At 36.1% G+C, this 21396-nt stretch carries 19 protein-coding genes and 1 pseudogene; 15 read left to right on the top strand and 5 right to left on the bottom strand.

What is annotated here, in order from left to right; translation table 11 throughout:
- The first annotated feature begins 3 nt into the window (after positions 1-3).
- From NSQ89_RS21975 to NSQ89_RS21940, 8 genes are all read left to right on the top strand, one after another.
- On the top strand, positions 4-654 hold the full coding sequence (locus tag NSQ89_RS21975; RefSeq protein WP_047944013.1) for an anti-sigma factor family protein: 651 nt from the start codon (positions 4-6) through the stop codon (positions 652-654).
- A 258-nt stretch (positions 655-912) separates the two neighbouring features.
- The gene (gene cdaA, locus NSQ89_RS21970) at positions 913-1737 is read left to right on the top strand and encodes a diadenylate cyclase CdaA (protein ID WP_047943946.1); all 825 of its coding nucleotides are present in this window, start codon (positions 913-915) and stop codon (positions 1735-1737) included.
- Complete coding sequence (locus NSQ89_RS21965; RefSeq protein WP_047943947.1) at positions 1730-3052, top strand: CdaR family protein; 1323 nt, start codon at positions 1730-1732, stop codon at positions 3050-3052. Before cdaA ends, NSQ89_RS21965 begins: the two co-directional genes overlap by 8 nt.
- A gap of 42 nt (positions 3053-3094) precedes the next feature.
- Positions 3095-4447, top strand: coding sequence for a phosphoglucosamine mutase (gene glmM, locus NSQ89_RS21960; RefSeq protein ID WP_047943949.1), 1353 nt, complete (start codon positions 3095-3097; stop codon positions 4445-4447).
- Between the two features lie 620 nt (positions 4448-5067).
- Positions 5068-6870, top strand: coding sequence for a glutamine--fructose-6-phosphate transaminase (isomerizing) (gene glmS / locus NSQ89_RS21955; RefSeq protein WP_341133314.1), 1803 nt, complete (start codon positions 5068-5070; stop codon positions 6868-6870).
- A gap of 594 nt (positions 6871-7464) precedes the next feature.
- Positions 7465-8268: an alpha/beta fold hydrolase gene (locus NSQ89_RS21950; protein WP_341133313.1), complete on the top strand. Its 804-nt coding sequence runs from the start codon at positions 7465-7467 to the stop codon at positions 8266-8268.
- Between the two features lie 30 nt (positions 8269-8298).
- Positions 8299-8778: a GbsR/MarR family transcriptional regulator gene (locus NSQ89_RS21945; RefSeq protein ID WP_341133312.1), complete on the top strand. Its 480-nt coding sequence runs from the start codon at positions 8299-8301 to the stop codon at positions 8776-8778.
- 459 nt (positions 8779-9237) lie between these two features.
- Positions 9238-10344, top strand: coding sequence for a tetratricopeptide repeat-containing glycosyltransferase family 2 protein (locus tag NSQ89_RS21940; RefSeq protein ID WP_061800736.1), 1107 nt, complete (start codon positions 9238-9240; stop codon positions 10342-10344).
- Between the two features lie 438 nt (positions 10345-10782).
- Here the strand turns inward: NSQ89_RS21940 and NSQ89_RS21935 are convergent, their stop codons facing one another.
- From NSQ89_RS21935 to NSQ89_RS25445, 4 genes are all read right to left on the bottom strand, one after another.
- The gene (locus NSQ89_RS21935; RefSeq protein ID WP_341133311.1) at positions 10783-11373 is read right to left on the bottom strand and encodes a collagen-like triple helix repeat-containing protein; all 591 of its coding nucleotides are present in this window, start codon (positions 11371-11373) and stop codon (positions 10783-10785) included.
- A 50-nt stretch (positions 11374-11423) separates the two neighbouring features.
- Positions 11424-11771 carry a DUF3992 domain-containing protein gene (locus NSQ89_RS21930; protein WP_061800732.1) on the bottom strand — a complete coding sequence of 116 codons (348 nt, stop codon included), beginning with the start codon at positions 11769-11771 and terminating at the stop codon, positions 11424-11426.
- 77 nt (positions 11772-11848) lie between these two features.
- Positions 11849-12517 carry a CotZ-related putative spore coat protein gene (locus NSQ89_RS21925; protein WP_341133310.1) on the bottom strand — a complete coding sequence of 223 codons (669 nt, stop codon included), beginning with the start codon at positions 12515-12517 and terminating at the stop codon, positions 11849-11851.
- Positions 12518-12588: 71 nt separating this feature from the next.
- Positions 12589-12741, bottom strand: coding sequence for a helix-turn-helix domain-containing protein (locus NSQ89_RS25445; protein ID WP_369691036.1), 153 nt, complete (start codon positions 12739-12741; stop codon positions 12589-12591).
- Between the two features lie 1267 nt (positions 12742-14008).
- Between NSQ89_RS25445 and NSQ89_RS21920 the strand changes: the two genes are divergently transcribed.
- Positions 14009-15357 (top strand): IS3 family transposase gene (locus tag NSQ89_RS21920; protein WP_095259293.1). Its coding sequence is split into 2 segments (ribosomal slippage): positions 14009-14465 and positions 14465-15357, totalling 1350 coding nucleotides; the frame shifts between segments, so codons are not numbered across the junction.
- Positions 15358-15420: 63 nt separating this feature from the next.
- Here NSQ89_RS21920 and NSQ89_RS21915 read toward each other — a convergent pair.
- Positions 15421-16674 carry a DUF5068 domain-containing protein gene (locus tag NSQ89_RS21915; RefSeq protein ID WP_061800728.1) on the bottom strand — a complete coding sequence of 418 codons (1254 nt, stop codon included), beginning with the start codon at positions 16672-16674 and terminating at the stop codon, positions 15421-15423.
- A 410-nt stretch (positions 16675-17084) separates the two neighbouring features.
- On the opposite strand from NSQ89_RS21915, the gene NSQ89_RS21910 reads away from it, so the two are divergent.
- The 6 genes and pseudogenes from NSQ89_RS21910 to NSQ89_RS21885 all read left to right on the top strand — a co-directional run bounded on the left by NSQ89_RS21910 (position 17085) and on the right by NSQ89_RS21885 (position 21076).
- Positions 17085-17777, top strand: a complete 693-nt coding sequence (locus NSQ89_RS21910) for a DUF1963 domain-containing protein (protein ID WP_061800725.1) — start codon at positions 17085-17087, stop codon at positions 17775-17777.
- Positions 17778-18600: 823 nt separating this feature from the next.
- The gene (locus NSQ89_RS21905; RefSeq protein WP_047943954.1) at positions 18601-19029 is read left to right on the top strand and encodes a MarR family winged helix-turn-helix transcriptional regulator; all 429 of its coding nucleotides are present in this window, start codon (positions 18601-18603) and stop codon (positions 19027-19029) included.
- Between the two features lie 32 nt (positions 19030-19061).
- Positions 19062-19197: pseudogene (locus NSQ89_RS21900) on the top strand (nitroreductase family protein); the annotation flags it as partial.
- A 125-nt stretch (positions 19198-19322) separates the two neighbouring features.
- Positions 19323-19619, top strand: a complete 297-nt coding sequence (locus NSQ89_RS21895) for a putative quinol monooxygenase (protein WP_061800723.1) — start codon at positions 19323-19325, stop codon at positions 19617-19619.
- A 404-nt stretch (positions 19620-20023) separates the two neighbouring features.
- Positions 20024-20662 (top strand): nitroreductase family protein, encoded by a 639-nt coding sequence (locus NSQ89_RS21890; protein WP_047943956.1) that lies wholly within the window; start codon positions 20024-20026, stop codon positions 20660-20662.
- A gap of 42 nt (positions 20663-20704) precedes the next feature.
- Positions 20705-21076, top strand: a complete 372-nt coding sequence (locus tag NSQ89_RS21885; protein ID WP_047943957.1) for a DUF1304 domain-containing protein — start codon at positions 20705-20707, stop codon at positions 21074-21076.
- The last annotated feature ends 320 nt before the right edge of the window (positions 21077-21396 follow it).

The raw sequence follows: 21396 nt of genomic DNA, 5'->3' as shown, positions 1-21396 counted from the left end.
AATATGACTTGTTCAACAGAGATTATTTCCTATATGCATCAATATCTTGATGAAGAAATAGAAGAAGAGAATTTAAAAGAATTAAAGAAGCATTTAGATCAGTGTGAAGAATGTGCAACTCATTTTCATGAACTGAAAAAAACTATCGCACTGGTCCAAAGTACTTCTCACATTCAAGCACCAATGAACTTTACAGAAAATATACTTGCTAAATTACCGGAAGAAAAGAAGCAAGTCAGAGTGAAACGATGGCTGCGTCATCATCCTATGCTTGCTGCTGCTTCCCTTTTCCTTATATTAATGATATCGAGTCTAATGTCGTCATGGAATGAGGATCATCAGTTTTCTGTTTCGAAACAGCCAAATATAATAGTAGAAAATAATACAGCTATTGTGCCAGAGGGAGAGACAGTAAAAGGTGATGTGATCGTTCGTAATGGAGATATTAAAATAGAGGGACAAGTTGAAGGAAATGTAACAGTAATCAATGGAAAGAAGTATATGGCTTCTGCTAACCAAGTAACTGGTGATATTAAAGAGGTAAACGAGATATTTGATTGGTTATGGTACCATATAAAGAAAACTGTAACGGATATTACAGGGGTATTTAGTGATGAGGATAATACCCAAAAAAATAGCCTTCCTGCAATTTAATTTTAAATTGCAGGTTTTTTTATTTAGTTTTACATGTATTTTTCTTTCGAGTAAAAATAGGGCTTAAATACAATGGAGACACATATACTACTGATATGGACAATCTAATTGTTTTCAAGATAGTTGGTTATGCTTTTCTTTGTATTAATTGGAATTGTGTTATAATATGATAATTGTAGGTTTTCTCCTGACATGTTTGAGTTAGGGAAAAATCTTCTAAAGCGTCACTTTTGAAATATATACTTTGGAGGAAGGAAAATGTCGTTTGCAGATTTCCCTTTTTTAAAATATTTAGCGAATACAGTAGACATTATCCTTGTTTGGTATGTCATTTATAAGATTATTACAATTATCCGTGGGACAAAAGCGGTACAATTGTTGAATGGAATATTTGTTATTTTAATTATTAAAATGTTAAGTGACTATTTCCAACTACAAACATTAGGCTGGATGATGCAGCAGGTAATACAGTGGGGTGCATTAGCCCTTATTATTATTTTCCAGGGAGAATTAAGAAGAGCTCTCGAACAATTGGGGCGAGGGAAGTTTTTTTCACGATCCGTTGTTCAAGAACATGAACTCCAAGCCCAGTTAGTGGAATCCATTGTAAAAGCAGTAGACTATATGGCTAAACGAAGAATTGGTGCGTTAATCACAATTGAAAGAGAAACAGGAATGAGTGATTACATAGAAACAGGTATAGCGCTTGATTCAAAGATATCTGCAGAGCTATTGATTAATATTTTTATTCCGAATACTCCACTGCATGATGGAGCCGTTATTATACAAAAAACAAATATTGCCGCAGCTGCATGTTACCTTCCTCTATCGGAAAGTCCCTTTATTTCAAAAGAGCTGGGAACTAGACATAGAGCGGCACTGGGCATTAGTGAAGTAACAGACAGCTTAACCGTCGTTGTTTCAGAGGAAACGGGTGCAATCTCCATAACGAAAAACGGTGATTTGCACAGAGAATTAAAACTAGATGCATTTAGAGAAATGTTATCTAGTGCCTTGATAACACCTTCTACCAAACAAACCACGTCTAGTAAGTGGAGCTGGAAGGGGAAGAAAAATGAGTAAATTGTTTAATAATGTAATAGGTAAAAATTGGTTTACAAAAGTTTTATCCTTAGCTTTTGCTCTTTTACTTTTTTCCTATGCATATGATCCCAATGAAAGTTCAACAGATGTAAATGTTCCAGGTGATTCTGAAACTGTTATTTTAGAGGATATTCCGGTAACAGCCTATTATGATACTGAAAATGTAGTTGTCACAGGGATACCGAAAACAGTTACCGTCACTTTAAGAGGTCCAACGGTTCATATACAGCAGGCTAAATTGAAAAAGGATTTTGAGGTATATGTTAATTTAGCAAATGCTAATTTAGGAAGTAAGACCGTTCCCCTTCAAATAAAGAACTTATCTGATAAAATTAGGGCAACGATTGATCCCGAAACGATAAAAGTCACGGTTAAAGAAAAGGTTACTCAAGAATTTAATGTAGAAGCAGAATTTAGCAGTAACGCTATTGCGAAGGGATACGCTGCTGGAACACCGAAAATTGAGCCAAAAACAGTTAAGGTTACAGGAGCAAAAGATGAGATTGAAAAAATTGCCTATGTAAAGGCAAATGTAAATCTTGATGGAAATACAAATGAGGCAGTAAGCCAACAGGCGAAGGTTTCTGTATTGGATGGTAGTTTAAATAAATTAAATGTGCAAGTGGAACCAGAAATAGTAGAAGTGAATATTCCTGTCAAAAGAACGAGTAAAACAGTACCTATAAATATAGTGGAACAAGGTAAGCCACAGGATGGTATAACGATTGACTCGATAACTTTGGATACAAAGGAAGCAACTATCACTGGTCCAGAAGATGTTTTAAAAGATGTGGAAAGCACAAGAGTTGAAGTTGACCTAAGTAAAATAGAAAAGGATGAAGAATTAACATTACCTGTCATTATATCCAATGGGGTAACATCTGTTGATCCAGAGCTTGTAAAGGTTACAGTAAAGGTAACAGCAGCACAGCAAGAACAAGAAAAAGAACAGAAAGAGGATGAGCAGGAGAATCAAGATTCAGAGGAAGCCGCGACGACAGAAAAAACAGAAACAAGAACGTTAAGCAATGTACCTATTACTATTATAGGCTTAAATAGCGATTTGGAGGCAACCATTACTAAACCAAAAAGTAGTAGTACAAGTCTTCGGATTTCTGGGGAGCAAAATAGGGTAAGGGAATTGAGTGTCTCTGATTTTAATCTCTATATAGATTTAACAGGAATGGATGATGGGGAGCACGAAGTCCCTATTAAAGTAAATGGGCCTGACAATATAGATTGGGAACTAGCTACGAATACGGCGAGTGTGTCTATTACAAATAAAGAGGCTTAACATAAAACGTGATCTATACTAGTTAGAAGGAGCGATATAGAAATGGGTAAATATTTCGGTACGGACGGAGTACGAGGTGTGGCAAATAGTGAACTAACACCAGAAATAGCGTTTAAGCTAGGAAGATATGGTGGTTTCGTCCTAACAAAAGACCACGACAGACCAAAGGTATTAATCGGACGAGATACTCGTATTTCCGGACATATGCTGGAAGGAGCGCTTGTAGCAGGATTGCTTTCCATTGGTGCAGAAGTAATGCGCTTAGGTGTTATCTCTACACCAGGTGTATCTTATTTAACAAAGGCATTAGGAGCACAGGCGGGAGTAATGATTTCTGCATCGCATAACCCGGTCGCAGATAATGGAATTAAATTTTTTGGTCCTGATGGTTTTAAACTATCGGATGAGCAAGAGTTAGAAATTGAAGCACTGATTGATCAAGCAGAAGATACGCTGCCTAGACCAACGGGTGCAGATCTTGGTCAGGTTGATGACTATTTTGAAGGTGGTCAGAAGTATCTGCAATTCTTAAAACAAACAGTGGATGAAGAATTTGCAGGTATTCACATTGCATTAGATTGTGCACATGGAGCAACTTCTTCCTTAGCAATGCATTTGTTTGCAGATTTGGATGCGGATATTTCTACAATGGGCGCATCACCGAATGGATTAAATATTAATGATGGCGTAGGTTCTACACACCCTGAGGCGCTTTCTAAATTTGTCCTAGAAAAAGAAGCAGATGTTGGGTTAGCCTTTGACGGTGATGGTGATCGTTTGATTGCTATTGATGAAAATGGGGATATCGTTGACGGCGATCAAATTATGTATATATGTGCAAAATACTTAAAAGAAACAGGAAGACTCAAAAACAATACAGTTGTGTCTACTGTCATGAGTAATTTAGGCTTCTATAAAGCGCTAGAACAACACGCAATTACGAGCATTCCAACTGCTGTTGGAGACCGTTATGTAGTCGAAGAAATGCGTAATAATGGCTATAACCTTGGTGGAGAACAGTCAGGACATATTATCTTCCTTGACTACAACACAACAGGTGACGGTCTTTTAACTGGGCTGCAATTAGTTAATATTATGAAAGTAACAAAGAAAAAGCTATCGGAGCTTGCAGGAGAAATGAAGAAATTTCCGCAAAAATTAGTGAATATTAGAGTGACAGATAAATTTCATGTAACAGATAATGAAAAAGTAAAAGAAGTAATTGCAAAAGTGGAACAAGATATGAACGGAAATGGAAGGATTTTAGTTCGTCCTTCTGGAACAGAGCCACTTGTACGTGTGATGGCGGAGGCTCCAACAGAGGAATTATGTGAAGCTTATGTGAATGTTATTTCCGAAGTTGTTAAAGAGGAAATGGGTTTACCAGAAGAATAAACTTAAACACATAAGGGACTTATACTAATATCTATGCAATTTGGAACACAATTAGCACGATAGAATACATTATTAGGGTGAAAGACATTTCCGAAGGAATGTTTTTTACCCTATTATTTTTTCCGCTTTTCGTGTCGGAATGTATCCTACCTCAGTTAATGAAATAAAAATTTACGATTTTGTCATAGGATTGTATTTGACGGAACGATTCTTGGTAGGGTATGATTAAATTGCTTTTTGAATAAAAGCAAACCTGTTGTTAAGGAGGATAGGAGTTATTTTAGGAATTTGAAGCGCCTGGACTAGTAATGGACGACACGAAACTAGTTGACGAGGAGGAGGTTTATCGATTTTTCGGCGGATGCCTCCCGGTTGTATTAGCCAATCGTAAGTCATACTTTAAAACATTAAGGTAACTTAATGCACAAAGAGTAGGGCATGCTAATCAGAAGCGTAATCTTTAAGTTGTATTATCTACAACCTTTTGTTTTTATCTGTCTTTATGCAGGACAAAAGATGCAGTATATTACGACTTATAACCCCAAAAAAACAGAGATAAGGGAGCAAGTTTGTTCCCTAAATAGTGACTTCTTGCTCCCTTAGAACGGAGGAAAAGAAGTATGTGCGGAATTGTTGGTTATATTGGAAATCAGGATGCGAAAGAGATTTTATTAAAAGGTTTAGAAAAACTAGAATATAGAGGCTATGACTCAGCTGGTATTGCATTAAGCAATGGAGAGGGAGTTCAAGTTTTTAAAGAAAAAGGACGAATTGCTGACCTACGTAGTATTGTGGACGAAGAGGTATTTGCACCTGCTGGAATTGGTCATACACGCTGGGCAACTCATGGCGTGCCAAGCAGATTAAATGCGCACCCACATAAAAGTGCATCAGAACGCTTTACAATTGTTCATAATGGCGTTATTGAAAACTATGACTTATTAAAGAAGGAATATCTTGCTGATATCACTTTGAAAAGTGATACAGACACGGAAGTCGTTGTTCAACTTATTGAACATTTTGTAGAAGCTGGAAGTGATGTAAAGGCAGCATTTGTTCAAACACTAAAGTTATTAAAAGGGTCTTATGCATTTGCCTTATTAGATGAGCAAAACAAAGACATGATATATGTAGCAAAAAATAAAAGCCCATTATTGATAGGTTTAGGGGAAGGCTTCAATGTTATCGCAAGTGATGCAATGGCTATGCTTCAAGTAACTGATCAATATGTGGAATTAGTAGATAAAGAAATTGTGATCGTGACAAAAGACGAGGTAACGATTGAAACATTAGAGGGAGAGGTTATTTCCCGGGAAGCATATACGGCAGAACTAGATGCTAGTGATATTGAAAAAGGGACATATCCTCATTATATGCTAAAAGAAATTGACGAACAGCCAGTAGCTATTCGCAAAATTATTCAGGAATATCAAGACAAAGATGGAAAGTTGACAATTGATCCAGCGATCATTGAAGCGGTGAAAGCTGCCGATCGACTGTACATTGTAGCTGCTGGTACATCTTATCATGCCGGTCTTCTTGGGAAGCAATTTATTGAGAAATTAGCAAAAATCCCTGTAGAGGTTCATGTGGCAAGTGAGTTCGGCTACAATATGCCGCTGCTTTCTGAAAAACCACTGTTCATTTTCATTACACAAAGTGGAGAAACTGCAGATAGCCGTGCTGTGCTTGTGCAAGTGAAGGAAATGGGTTATCCAACTCTAACTATCACAAATGTACCAGGCTCCACATTGTCTCGTGAAGCTGACCACACCTTATTATTGTATGCTGGTCCGGAAATTGCAGTAGCTTCTACTAAAGCTTATACTTCGCAAATGGCTGTATTGTCTATCCTTGCAGAAGTAACAGCAAGAAGCAAAGGCTACCAGATAGATTTTGATCTTATTCATGAATTAGGTATCATTGCCAATGCCATGGAAGGCGTTTTTGAAGATAAAGAAGAGCTAGAGGCTATTGCTCGAGAATATCTGGAAACATCAAGAAATGCTTTCTATATCGGGCGCGGCATTGATTACTATGTTGGCCTTGAAGGTTCTTTAAAGCTAAAAGAAATCTCTTACATCCAAGCAGAAGGATTCGCAGGTGGAGAATTAAAGCATGGAACAATTGCTTTAATTGAAGATGGAACACCTATTATCGCATTAGCAACACAAGAGAGTGTTAACTTAAGCATACGTGGTAACGTGAAAGAGGTAGTAGCTCGCGGAGCAAACCCATGCATCATTTCAATGAAAGGCTTAGAAATGGATGGCGACCGCTACATCGTACCAGCTGTGCACGACCTGTTAACACCCCTTATCTCTGTAGTACCATTACAATTAATTGCTTACTATGCAGCACTTCATAGAGGCTGTGACGTAGATAAACCACGTAACTTGGCTAAGAGTGTTACGGTGGAGTGATTTATTTTGTAATTCTTTATGTGAGTTGTCTTCAAATAAAAGTTCCCTTCCTTAGATAAAATTAAGGGTTCTTAGATAAAAATAACGTTCCAATTCCGAAGGTTCTCCGGTACTTTTCCCGGCAGACCTTCGGTTTTTTTTATGCGAAAAAGCGGGTGAAAACCAGATTGAAATCCAATGGGGATTCGGCAAATTTTCATTCTGTTTTTAGGTGCAAATCCAATCGCTTCGTTCTATTCCGTATTCCTCCAATCCTTTGTCCAATAAGGGTTGGGACTGACTTTTTGTAGTGGAATATAATTAAAGGGGAGAATTGGAAGAGAATAATAATCAAATAGAAGGTGTATTACATGATGCTGGTATGTTTGTAGGATTAGCAGATGATCGTCCTATTGGATATGGCCGTTTGATATATTATCAGTAATTATTCAATCCAAAGAGGTGTTCAAAAAACAATGGAGCTATAAACTATTTGCCAATTAACAGATAGAAACCATGCAGTGTTAGGTTTTACTTATTTTAGTATTTATTAAAATAAGTAAAACAGATAAAATAAGATTAGATATTAAAGTATTCATAAAGTGAGGTATTTCTATGAATAATGAATTATTTGAGAAAGTTTTGAGTAAAGATGGATGTAACATCCACTATTGGGTTTCAAATAAAGGAAAGAGTTCATGGTTAATATTCTTACATGGTGCTGGTGCTGATCACGAGATGTTCAATGAGCAAGTACCAATTGTAAGTAATGAGTTCAATCTCTTGCTTTGGGATGCAAGAGGTCATGGTTTATCTAGGCCCATGGGTGATAAATTTAGTATAAAGTTATTGATGGATGATTTAGTAGAGATAATGAATAAAGAAGGTATAAATAAGGCGACATTTGTTGGTCAATCAATGGGTGGCAATACAGCACAAGAGATGGCATTCTATTATCCATATAGAGTAGAGAAGCTAGTATTGATTGATTGTACTTGTAATACAATGAAGTTGACAGGTTTAGAGAGGTTTTATTTGAACTTAACCCCACTTATTATTCGGATGTACCCATGGAGCTACTTGGTTAACGCAAGTGTGAAAGCAAGTGCGATAAAACCGCATGTACAAGTCTATTTGAAGCAGGTATTTGATCTGGTAGGAAAAAAGGATTTTATGAAAATATTTTTAGCAACTGCAGCATGTTTACATTATGAAGAAGAATATAAAATAAACAAACCTATCTTGCTTGTTTATGGAGAACATGACCAAACAGGAAATATTAAAAGAATTGCTTCTTCATGGGCATCTAGTGAATCAAATTGTAGGTTGTTTGAAATATCCAATGCAAGTCATTGTGCTAATCAGGATAATCCTTCACAATTTAATACTGTTTTTTGGGACTTTTTGAATGATCAATAGATAACTGTAAAAAGAGAGGGATATTCAGTCATGGACGTTAATAAGTTGGAGTATGATGAAGAAAAACAGGTATTTGTAGAAAAGTTAGGTATTTATTATGAGGACTATGGGATTCCACGAATTGGTGGAAGAATTTTAGGATTATTATTAGTTTCTAATCAACCTATATCAGCTGAACAAATGTCCAATCTTTTAAAGGTAAGCAGAGGGAGTGTATCGACAAACGTGAGACTCCTAGTTTCTATGGGATTGTTAGAGAAAGTATCAGCTGTTGGAGATAGAATAGATTATTATTCCGTTAGTGAGTCCATATGGGATAATGCCATAAAAACGAGGATTGATGGTTTTAAAAACTTGAAAAAAATTGTAGAACTAGGTTTAAAAGCATTAGAAGAACACTCTGATGCAAATAAGAAATTTTCTGAAATGCTCCTTTGGGTTGATAGTATGATCTCTAGTCATGAAAAAGTGTTGTTAGAATGGAGGAAAGAAATCAAAGATAAAAATTAGTAGTAGATATAATGGAGCAGGAACATCAGGTGGTCCAGTCTATAAAAAAGATTGATCATTTAAAACAAAGTTCGGTTATTTAAAATAAAGAATGATAATTTATAATAAAGTTTGTTTAAAATCCTGTTTTTACAGGATTTTTTTCTTTAACTCTAGGGTAGCGTTTATCGAAAAAAGATTAACGCTTTTTTATTGTAATCAAAAGGTGCAGTTTTAGATTTAAAATAAAGTTGCAACTTCGCAACATAAATACCCTATTTCCTGAATATCTTTATGACATAAAATCCATCACCTCCCATTCCTCCGATACTAATCAAACATACAGCTCTTTTTACAAGAACTCCAATTCCTTGCCGGGCAATTTGGTTTGTCTTTTGATCACTTGTCAAAACATGCCGATATTGATTACATGTTTGTCTATGCCATAAAGAAAAAACAAAATAAAACGGAGGTGGCGATGTGATTTCAATCAGTTTATGCATGATTGTAAAAAATGAAGAAGCTGTTATTGGACGGTGCTTAGATTCTGTGCAAGGGATAGCTGATGAAATAAACATTGTGGATACCGGTTCAGTTGACAAGACGAAGGACATCGCTGCCCGTTATACAGACCGGATTTTTGATTTTGAATGGACTGATGATTTTGCGGCTGCCCGAAATTTTTCGTTTCAGCAGGCAACGACCGACTATATTTTATGGCTTGATGCCGACGACGTGTTTACTGAGAATGATCAAGAGATTTTATTGGATTTAAAAGGAACGCTAGATCCGCGTATTGACGCGGTCTCAATGAAATACCATTTAGCTTTTGATGAAGAAAATAACGTCACATCCAGCTTAAGAAGGTACCGGCTGGTAAAACGCGAAAAAAGCTTTAAGTGGATTGGCGCCGTCCATGAATATTTGGAAGTGTACGGAAACCTTCACCACAGTGAAGTTGCAGTTTCTCACCTTCCACTTAGCCATGACGCAGATCGCAACCTCCGAATTTATGAAAAAATGGCCTCGTCAGGAAAGGATTTTTCTCCAAGAGATTTATTTTACTATGCGAACGAGTTGTGTGATCACGGAAAAATGGAGCAAGCAATTGAGTATTATTTACGGTTTTTACAAATGAAACAGGGATGGGTCGAGGATAATATCAGAGCGTGCAATAAATTAGCAGACTGCTATCATTCATTGGGGCTGAAGGAAAAAGAATTAAGCTGGGTGCTCCACACGCTCGTCTATGGACCGCCTAGAGCAGAAACCTGCTGCAGGTTGGGATACTATTTTTTAGAAAAAAACGATTTTCAAAGTGCGGTCTATTGGTATGAAAAAGCAATAGAAAACAAAGGAGCAGAAAACCTGGCTTTTCAAAACCGCGCCTGCGCGACCTGGCTTCCCCACCTGCAATTAGCAGTCTGCTACGATAAACTCGGCCAGCATCAGCTTGCCTATCAGCATAATGAATCGGCATTACAATACCGTCCCCATGATTCAAGAATGCTAGCCAACAAAAAATATTTTGAAGATATCCTTCAGCAGCAAGCTAGCTCCGGGGGTGAACAGCATGGAAATCAATAAAAGGTAACTTTTAAGGAAGGAAATGAGAAAGAGAAGAAAATCACTAAAAGGCAATTACAATTTTTGAAGAAATGAAAACTAAAGCGAAAACAGCCCTTAAATGTGAAGAGAAGGCCGCAATCTACGCTCGTCGGAAAATCGAAGTAGAGAGTGCGTTTGGTCACCATTAAAGGCTATCGGTCGTTCCGCAGGTTTTCGTTGAGGGGGCTCATTAAGGTTCATGTCAAGTTTGGGATTGTGGCATTGGCCCACAACCTATTGAAAGTAGCAGGCATCCGCCAGCTACTTTCAGATAGAAATCAACAGAATAGAAAAGCAAGAGGAGAAAAACGAACCTTTTTCTCCTTTTGCTTTATTTTAGGGACTTTTCAGACAGCCCCTCTATTTTGATACGCGTGGATTTATGAGCAAATACATAGCAGTGAACTGAATGCATATTTAAGGGAATCTAATTGCGTTTATCTCCAAATTTAGTGCACTGCTGCTGCTCACATTACTTGCTGTGGGAAAGATTATCCTAACCTCATAGGAAGTCGTACCAGTGACTGTTGCAATCTCTACATACGTTGTAGCAATTGGAAATCTTGACGTAATTGCAGCATTAACATTTCTTTGCACGGAGCGTGTATTTACAAGTACTCCGTTTCTATAAACTCTAGTTTGGAAAGTAAAGTTCGAGTTAGCTGTCGTTGTCACATCCACAGAAATAGCAAAATCTAATTTTATTAATTGGCCAGTGATTGTTGGCACACTTAAAGTCCCAATTGACGTTTCAGTACCATTAACAGCAACTGAAACTGGGCCTGCTACCTCATTGTAAAACAGCTGCGGATTTGCCCCGGTTGGTCCTGTTGGTCCGGGTATTCCTGTTGGTCCTGTGGCCCCGGTTGGTCCTGTTGGTCCGGGTATTCCTGTTGGTCCTGTGGCCCCGGTTGGTCCTGTTGGTCCGGATATTCCTGTTGGTCCTGTTGCTCCTGTTGGCTCTGTTGGTCCTCTACTACCTCCACATGAGTTAAGTTGAGCGCACATTCCTGTCACTACTTTCAGCAAAAGTTTGTGGAATCAAAGATACAAACTGATTAATATTGATAATTCAATGAAAAAGAAACGGTTACATTTGCAGTTCCAGTTCCTCCTGCCCCAACAATACCTATTGAATTGATATCATTCAAAGTGACTGATCTACTTTCTCCTGGCGCTACTGTAAATCCCGCAACTGCTGTTCCATTAACTGTAAGAGAAGCTGTGGGGCCAACTCCTACAATCCCATTGTTTTCTACCATTATTGTTCCATTTATAACAAAAGAAGTTCCATCTTCCCAAACTGGAGTAGCTACAGCTCCAGTATCTCCTAAATCAATCGTGAAACATACAGCATCGTTTACAAAGCCAGTTTGCTCGTTACTACAACCGCCCAAAATAGCCATAATTATCCTCCTCAATTTGTATTATCTTTATAAGAATATGTTATAAAAAACAATTTCGATTGGATAATCAACCTAACTTAAAAATATTTAATAGTTTTAATAATGTGATTCAGCTGAACTTCTATTTGTCCTTTCAATTTTCTTTTTGATGATTCGATCTTAAGACACTCGAGATCTTTAACCGTAATAGAGCAACTTTCTCCTTTATTCACACCTAATGAATATAAATTTTCTTTAGTCTGAAGAATAATTTTAATCGAACAATTCTTGGTATCCTTATGATGAAGAGTGACTGTAGCAGTATTAGCAAAGTTAGTTTCGTTGTTCCATAAAATACCTGTTTTATTTTCATTTGTTAAAAAACAAATTTCAAATTTATCCTTTATATTTGGTTTTAAAATCAGATAATCATATACAGGAATTTCAACTTCACCAATACCACAAAAAAAAGAAATATCAATCAAAATACGTGAATCTGAACGATACAAAGCTTTATTGGCACATAATGTTTTCATACAACAAGGAACAAGTAATTCTAGGACAACACATTTTCGCAGTTCATTAACCGAAATGACCTTAAAATAACATGTATGGAATAGTTCTCCATTCGATATGCCAGATGCAATAAAATGTTCTCCTTCTTGATTAATTAAAAAAACTGGTGTTACAGCAAAACATTCATCAACTTTTATTTGTTTTTCATTACTTTGAATTCGTTTTAGTTTTTCAATGATGCAGCCTGTCAAGTTAAACCAACTCAATTCATAGCTATAAAAGTTAAAGTAGCTTTTTATAACTTATAATATGCGACATAAGACTAATTGTGCATTTGGTGAGAATACACCTTCATTGACTTGTATATGCCCCTTTGATTTGGCTCAAGTGCATCTAAACCGCAAGCCTCCATCTTTTTCCGCCAATCATGCACTATTGTATAACTAGAGATTCTAAAAAGAGTTGCGGTATCCATTAACGACGCACCAGACCGAATTTTTGGGTTGAAAATCCTAAAATACAACATCCAAAGGCAGTTGTGGAATTGGTATTTTGTGACTCTTCAGTAATTCTGCTACTTAGCAAAGATAATGCCTTATCCGAGAATTTTAGAAAACTTTTGAAGACTGGAAGGGTTTAAATTCCTACAATCGTTCGTAAACCTTATTGAGGGGGCATTAGTTCAATAAGAAATAATCAAACTTTTTTATAAAACCGAAAATTAAATATGCCAAAAAGGAATCCATTTTGATCAAACTTTATTTCAAAGCAACAGTGAGTGTGGCTTTGAAATAAAGTTGCGATGTTTTGAAGAAAGTCACGAACTTTATCCCTTTAGAAGGGGTGTTTTTATGTCTAAAAGAAAAAGAGCATCTGAAATTGAGAAGTGGATTAAAGAAGCTAATTAGAAAAAATGGTAGAACATTGGACTGCTCATAACTTTGATTTAGAGATATCAAGATATTAACTCCTGACACAGCATCAGAATATACATTTCTTTAGATACATGGGCATTTTTATAATGGTACTGCATTCTTAGTACTGATTATGAGTTAGATGATTTTAAATATATGTTAGGATAGCTAAACAGTAAAATCATTAATTTCTTTCACAAGAAAAGAAGTACCACACATTTAGAGTCAAATAAAATAAATAAATATAGATTTCAAACGCCAATTATGAAGAAATATCCATTAGTTTGATTAGATAAAGAAGACTGCAGATATATAGAATAGTTAATAAAATTTAACATAAAAATACAGAAATTCAGCAAGCAGAAGATAGAATAAATGATTAGATTTCGGAAAAATTTGAAGAGGATGAGATAGAACTGTTGGAAACGGAATTAATGACATAAATATTTTATATTTAAACTTTTTTACAAGATAATGGATAAATTTAAAATAAGAAACTATTTTGCTCAAACTTTAATTAAAATGGTTCCTTTTATTCACTTACAGTACCGTAATAAGAGAAAGAGTCATTAACCAGTTTTTAAATATTATTGCATATTATACCAAGTATAATTAGAATAGTTATGTAAACCACTAAAATGGAACAATTAGATTTGAATTCGCAAAAAATCATTTGCTAAGCCAAAATAACAAGCTAAAATCCCCATCATAAGTGATAAGGATTGTACATTTGTGAACTCATAATAAGTCCGAAAAAAACCAGTGCCTATTCTTGAACTGCACCCCAATTGTTAGACACAAACTAACAGTTGGAGGTGCAGTTTTTATATGTCTAAATTTAATATAGAGGAAAAAATAGAAGCAGTTATTCGTTATCTACAGGGAACGGAGGGGGTAAAATTTATTGCGAAATCCATAGGGGTACATCATACAGTCTTATTAAATTGGATAAAACAATATGAATATCATGGTGCCGATGCTTTAATAAAACCCTATACATCTTATACAACACAGTTTAAACTAGACGTACTGAATTATATGAGAGAGACAGGGACGTCTATAAGGGAAACTGCTGCAATATTTAACATTGCAACACATAGTACCATTCTAAAATGGCAAAAAGGTTTTGAATTACATGGAATTGACGCCCTGAAACCAACACAAAAGGGGCGCCCACCAATGAAAAAGGAAACGAATAAACCTCAACCAGTAGAAGGGTCTGAAGAAGCATTACGAGCTGAAAATGAACGTTTACGGATGGAGAATGCTTACTTAAAAAAGTTACATGCCTTAATTCAAGAAAAGGAAAAACTACAGAACAGGACAAAGCGCAAATAATTTATGAATTAAGGCAAGAATTTAAAGTGATTGATCTAGTAAAGGTCGCTGGTATTGCGCGTAGTACGTATTACTATTGGGTAAAACAAATGGATCGCCCAGATAAATATAAGGAAGTTAAAGAGTTAATTCAGGAGATTTTTGATGAACATCAGGGACGATATGGATATCGTCGGATCACATTAGAATTACATAACCGAGGCATCAAAATAAATCATAAAACAGTCCGCCGTCTTATGAATGAGATGGGATTAAAGTGTCTTGTGCGTATGAAAAAATATCGTTCCTACCGTGGGCAAGTAGGGAAAATAGCCCCAAATATTTTGGAACGTGATTTTAAAGCATCGAAACCAAACGAAAAGTGGGTAACGGATGTAACAGAATTCCATCTACACGGGGAGAAGCTATATTTGTCCCCCGTTCTAGATTTATTCAACGGAGAAATCATCGCTTATAACATAGAAAAGCGTCCTGTTTATCTACTTGTTTCGAAAATGCTGGACAAAGCTTTTGAGCATTTGAAAGAGGGTGACACCCCTATCCTCCATTCGGATCAAGGTTGGCATTATCAAATGAAGAAGTACCAACATGCTTTAAAGAAACATGAGATTACTCAAAGTATGTCACGTAAGGGGAATTGTTTAGATAACGCAGTCATGGAGAATTTCTTTGGCTTATTAAAGTCTGAATTACTCTATTTAAAAGAATTTGAGAGTATGGAGCATTTTAAAGAAGAATTAGAGAATTACATTCACTACTATAACCACAAACGGATTAAGACAAAATTAAAAGGCATGAGTCCGGTGCAATATCGAACTCATGCCCTAGTAGCTGCCTAAATCCCGTGTCTAACTTTTTGGGTTCAGATCATCTAGACTGACACTGGTTTCTGGTTTTTTTATTTATCTTGGTAAGTTAAAGGTAGCAGATTTTCCTTTGAATTGGTCTTTGCCATCTGTACCGACAAATGGACCAAATCTCATATCAAACTTTTTATATATTTCAAATTCATCTTTTCTAAGTAGGAAAACATGCAGTTTTTCACCTTTTTGTCCCGCAGCAATCTCCCTTTGTTCACGAGGTTCCACCATACCCTGACTTAACACTTTCGCACGATTGTCATCAATATTAAGAGTAGTTTTTAGATTCGATATGTCAACAGGTTCTGATGTTTGATTATCAACATTCAATTTGACAGTCACAGCCACAATCCCATTATCACCAAAATTTCTAAAGCGTTCTTTATTGGCTTCTGTTGGAATCACTTCAGTATATTGTACACCTTCAAGGGTAATTTTCACTTTATCTATCTCTTTGGTATCATTAATTCCAGATTTTTCAAAAATCATTTTTTTGTCAGCCATATTATCAGTCGTTAAACGATCTTGATAAAATTGGGGTTGTTCAGCTGTTTGTTTTGCTTGTTCTTCGCTATAAATAAAATCATAAGCCGGCGACTGCTGCATGTTACTATTTTTAGCTTGGTCATTATCAGCTAAACCGCCTTCAATTATATATTTTGGTTTTACTGTTTTTAATTTTTCAAATTCAGCATCTGATAATCTGAAACTCATTAAGCCAGTTACCTTCTCGCCAGCTTCATATAAAGTAATCTTTTCTTTATTCTTTTTGATTCTATTAATCTGCTGATCTTCAGGTACAAGAGTTTTCCAGTCAGCCGGAATATAATCATACTCATTGCTTAGCTGGATCTTATGATTATTATTATAATACATTGGTTTATCGGTTCCATTTTCAATGGTAACTTTAGTCGTTATTACGTATCCATTATTCTGGCCATCAAAACGCAACTTAGAATCTTCGTTCATGTCTGTTACTTTAACAATTTGGTACTCGTTAACGGATACTTTGAAACCTTTAATATCATTTAAAAATCCAGGTTCTTTATTGGTATAAACCACTTCAACATTTCCTTCTGTTTCTTCTGCAATACTTGGATTCAATACCTCACCTGATTTAGTATCTGATTCTTCTGCTTTTTCATTCGTTTTCCCTTTATTACTTGTTTCCTCTGTTTTAGCCTTTGAATCATTCTCCTTTGGAGATTCAGAAGCTTTTTCTTCATTTCCGCAAGCCGCCAACAATAACATTGCTGCAGAAAGGATTGATACCGATAATACTTTCGTTTTTTTCACATTTACACCCCTTCTTTTTATGTAGACCATAATTATTATAAAGGAAAATAGAAAAGAATTCCTTTAATATTACAAAAATGGTATATTTTATCTAGTTTTGAAGAAGACTTTATCCCCAATTTCAATAAGTTTTGTAGTATGAAACTTTCTGAAAATTTTGATAGAAAAATGGATGAATGAACGGCGAAAAGTCATTAAAGCATAGATTGATCAACCTGCTTTCACGAGAAATTAAGAAAGAAGAAGCTAGATTTTTCGATTTTGCTGTCTTGGATAAAAGAGTCAGGAGCATATTTGAGCTGCGTATCGGCATCAATTATACTTAAGGAAATGGATGGAACTAATAGAAAGACTGCCATCCGTCTATCCAGTAAAAATCTAACTAGATACCGGGAGGAGAACTGCTTACGATGACACAATTTGAGGCGTTCAATTCACTTAGGGAAATAGGAAAAAAGCCGGTCTTGGCGCAAATTGGCGGATTTCGTCCGGAGGAAGCGAGGATGAGTTGGTTTGGCGGGCATTTTTATATCGATAAAGAAGCGGGATGGCCTCATGACAAAGATGGTCCCATGATTCCCGTATTGCAAGCGTATGTGCCTGAAATACCTGGTGGGATCGATGGTGTGGGAGAGGCAAGTTTGATCCAGCTATTTCTGAACAGGAAACAGCTTCCAATCTATCCTGTCAAGAACGGAGAAGGCTGGCTACTCATCGAGCATCAGTCGGTGGAAGAGCTGCAATTAATGGAAACACCGGAAGAAGCAAGAGGTCTCAGGGAGTTTCAGATTAGATGGCACAAGGCTGATAGCGATGATTACCCGTGCTGGGAAGAGGCTTGGGATTATGTTGACTTGACGGAAGTGAACGAGGATGAAGATGCGAGCGATCAGTTCTTCGATGAATTCGGCAGTTACCCGCAAACGAAAATAGGAGGATACGCATCCTATATCCAGTCACCGGTTTCCTTAGAAGATTGTCAGTATATCATGCAGATCGGAAGCGAGGAAAAGCCGAGATTTATGGTGGGTGACAACGGGACGATTTACTTGTTCAGGTCTCGTTCGACTGGTGAATGGCATATGCATTGGGATTGTTATTGAGGGTTTGGCGGTCAGATAAGATAAACTGGCGCTAAAAAGTAGGTTTTTCTACCCATGCCCGTCAGCATGAAATAATTTAAGCTGTTTCCGGACTCGCAAATGGTAAAATTATGTTAGGGTTAAGCCAGCGGTCGGTGGAGTCGTTTCGTCTAGTCTCTTGGGATTTTGGCGAATCGGGACAGTTTAAGCCGCGAGATTCAACCGTTTTCGGTTTAGTTAGCTTAGCTTGTATACGACTGGTTTTGTTTAATACTTAATGTTTATAATGTATTTTCCAGAGAAGGCAAAACACAATGCTATTTCCTTAAGTTACTTTATTTTAAAGCTGCAGGTAAAATACTTGTATATACTATCTAGAATAAAGAGACACTATAAAACAACTTCGAAAAGGTACACTTAAACAAAGTACTAATTCGAAAGATGTTTTGCATGGGAAAAACTATGTGATACATATTATTCTAGGTAATATGCACTAAATAAACTATTCATGTCCTTCATATGGGCATACCTCCTTCTTGCGTGAGATAAAGTGGTTGAGGAAACCAACTCTTTATCCCACGCAAGAAGGAGGTTTCTTATTACCTCGCTAAAAAGCTTTCTGGAACTCCCTGCATAGACAGGGGTTTTCGAAAATCATTAATCAAACCCACAAATTTTATTCCAAACCAACAAGATTTGAAACGAAATTAATCAAATTTTATTTCAAAGTTACAAAAGGAAAAATAAAAATACTTGCATTTTAAATCCAATTGAGTTAAATTATTTGATGGGTCAATGATTGATAGGTCAAATAATTTCAAACAATAAAAAAGGAGGGAAGTTATTGACAAATTCTTGCTCTAAGGAAGCAATTATTTTATATAAATTATTTTTTATTAATAAAGAAATCAATTCGAAATTTGAAGGGTGTACAGGTGTTAGTCAGTCGCGCCTTGAACTTTTGAGCCATCTTTATCAAGTGGATGAAATGAGCCAAAAAGCGCTTCAAAAGGAGATGAATATTGACAATGCTGCCATCACGCGGCATTTAAAACAACTCGAAGTAAACGGGTTGATTTTAAGACGAAAAAAAACAAGTGACAATAGGATTACGCTTGTGACGCTTACTGATTATGGACGTCAAAAAATTAGTTGCTATCAAGAAGAAAAGAAACGTTTCGTCACTTCTATGCTAAAAGATATTAGTGAAGAGGAACGAGATTTGCTATTTGATATGCTAAATCGTATTCAAAATAACATAAAAGAAATCTAATACGTAAAATTTTAAGAGGACGCCGTTCAAATATGCAGCTAATGCTTGTAGCACGCGAACATGGATACGATACATGCCTAATCGGTAGTTTTAGAAAAGGATCGTTATATACCAGTGATGCTTATTTCAATTGGGAAAGCAGCAGACAGAGGTTATAAATCTGTTTGAATTGTATAGTGGAAGAAAAAAAGGAAAGAAACAAGTCCTGTGGTGGATTGATATACACACTGCGTGTTCATGGATGTTTTAAATTTTCTTTAGCATAAAAAGATTCAGAGAAGAGGAGGAGAACGATGATTATTATTCATGCTGTAATGCAAATAGACTCAACAAAGCAACAAAGTTTTTTAGAAGAGATAGAAACACTAATTCGTGCTTCTAGACAAGAAAGTGGAAATATTTCTTACAATTTATATAAGGATATAGAAAAGAACCATACATTTACCATGGTTGAAGTATGGCAAGATGCAGCGGCGGTAGAAAGCCATAATACAAGTGAACATTTTACTTCTTTCGTGGCCAAAGCTAGTAACTTTTTAGTTGCGCCACTTGATATAAAAGCATATGATGGACACCCTTTGCAAAGTTAGGGAGTTCTAGTGCAAAAAAATCTTTAGTGAGTTATAAGTAGACATCACTTTTTTATTGCGAATTATAAATGGTAAGATTGTTAATTAAAAAATATCTGGATAATAATGACATGTCCGAATCTTACTAAGAATAGAAAAGTTTACATTTTTAAGAGATTCTCCTGCATGGCTATCGACTTAGTTATAAAACACCTTTGAAAATCGCGAATTAATTAGAAGTAGAAGGAACAAAAAACTAATGAATATCGATGGCGCAGCCGTATTTATCCTTGCTCGCTCAACCGAGCAAGTCAGAGTCTTCACCGGAAATGCCAGCATAGAAGACTGTTCTGTATTTAAGAAAGTGCTGTTGTAATTGAAGAAAAATATAGAAAATATTAAAAAATTATAGGAGTTGTTTGCACATGAAAACTACATTAAAAACAAACGATTTTATGAAAATAATGAAAGGGCGCCGATCCATTCGCAACTATGATCCAACAGTTAAAATCAGTAAAGAAGAGATGACTGAAATATTAGAGGAGGCGACTACAGCTCCATCTTCGGTTAACGCACAGCCATGGCGTTTTCTTATCATTGAAAGCCCAGAATCCAAAGAAAAACTTGCGGGGCTTGCTAAATTTAATCAGTCACAAGTCACCACTTCATCTGCCGTAATCGCCGTATTTGCAGATATGAACAATGCAGACTATTTAGAAGAAATTTATTCAAAAGCCGTTGACTTAGGATACATGCCACAGGAGGTAAAAGACAGACAAATCGAGGCTTTGAAGGCACATTTTGAACAACTACCGGAGCAAGTAAATCGGGAAACGATTCTAGTTGACGCTGGTCTCGTTTCCATGCAGCTTATGTTGACAGCACGCGCGCACGGATATGAAACAAACCCAATAGGGGGCTATGAAAAAGAAAATATCGCTGAAGCTTTCGGATTGGAAAAGGAGCGCTATGTACCAGTCATGCTTCTATCCATCGGAAAAGCAGTCGATGAAGGATATGCTTCATACCGTCTCCCTGTCGATAGAATTGCGCAATGGAAATAATATAAATTGATATTAGGAAACAGAAAAGGGGGGGATTAGTGAGTGGAAGTACTTGCAGCCATTTTAGTTGGGATAGTAGCAATAGAACATTTATTTATTATGATCCTTGAAATGTTTTTTATTGATTCAAAATTGGCAAAACGAGCTTTCAATTTACCGAAGCACTTAGAAAGAGATCGAAATGTAGCCATCATGTTTGCAAATCAAGGTTTATATAATGGGTTTTTAGCAGCTGGTCTCATTTGGGGACTAATACTTGGACTTAATTCAATTGGCTATATGATTCAGTTGTTTTTTGTAATTTGTGTGGTAGTGGCAGCCATTTTCGGAGGCTTTACATCCAACAAATCAATTATTGTGAAACAAGGAATTCCAGCTATTTTAGCACTGGTTACCCTTTTGTCTGTAATGTAGAACCGAAGCTTTTATATTTTATAAATATATGTATGTTGAAGATCATAAGATGAAAACAATCAAACTTTTTTATAAAAAAATCTAACAGAGTTATTAAAAGAAAATCCATTTTGAAGAAAACTTATTCAAAATGGATTTTTTGTATTCTTTGGTAAATAAAGAGTCAATAAAATGTTTTAATTAATCTTTATTTGAAAGCTACATTTGTATAAAGTTGCAACGTTTATCCCCCTTTAGTTCTAATAATTGGCAGGGGGTTTTTTAGTGAAGGGAAGAGGTATGCATATTCAAATGGGAGAATGATTGAAGGGGAGTAGCGG

Origin of the sequence: Niallia sp. FSL R7-0648 (assembly GCF_038007005.1) — a bacterium.
Classification (GTDB): Bacteria; Bacillota; Bacilli; order Bacillales; family Cytobacillaceae; genus Niallia; species Niallia circulans.
This window is presented reverse-complemented; position numbering and strand designations above follow the sequence as displayed.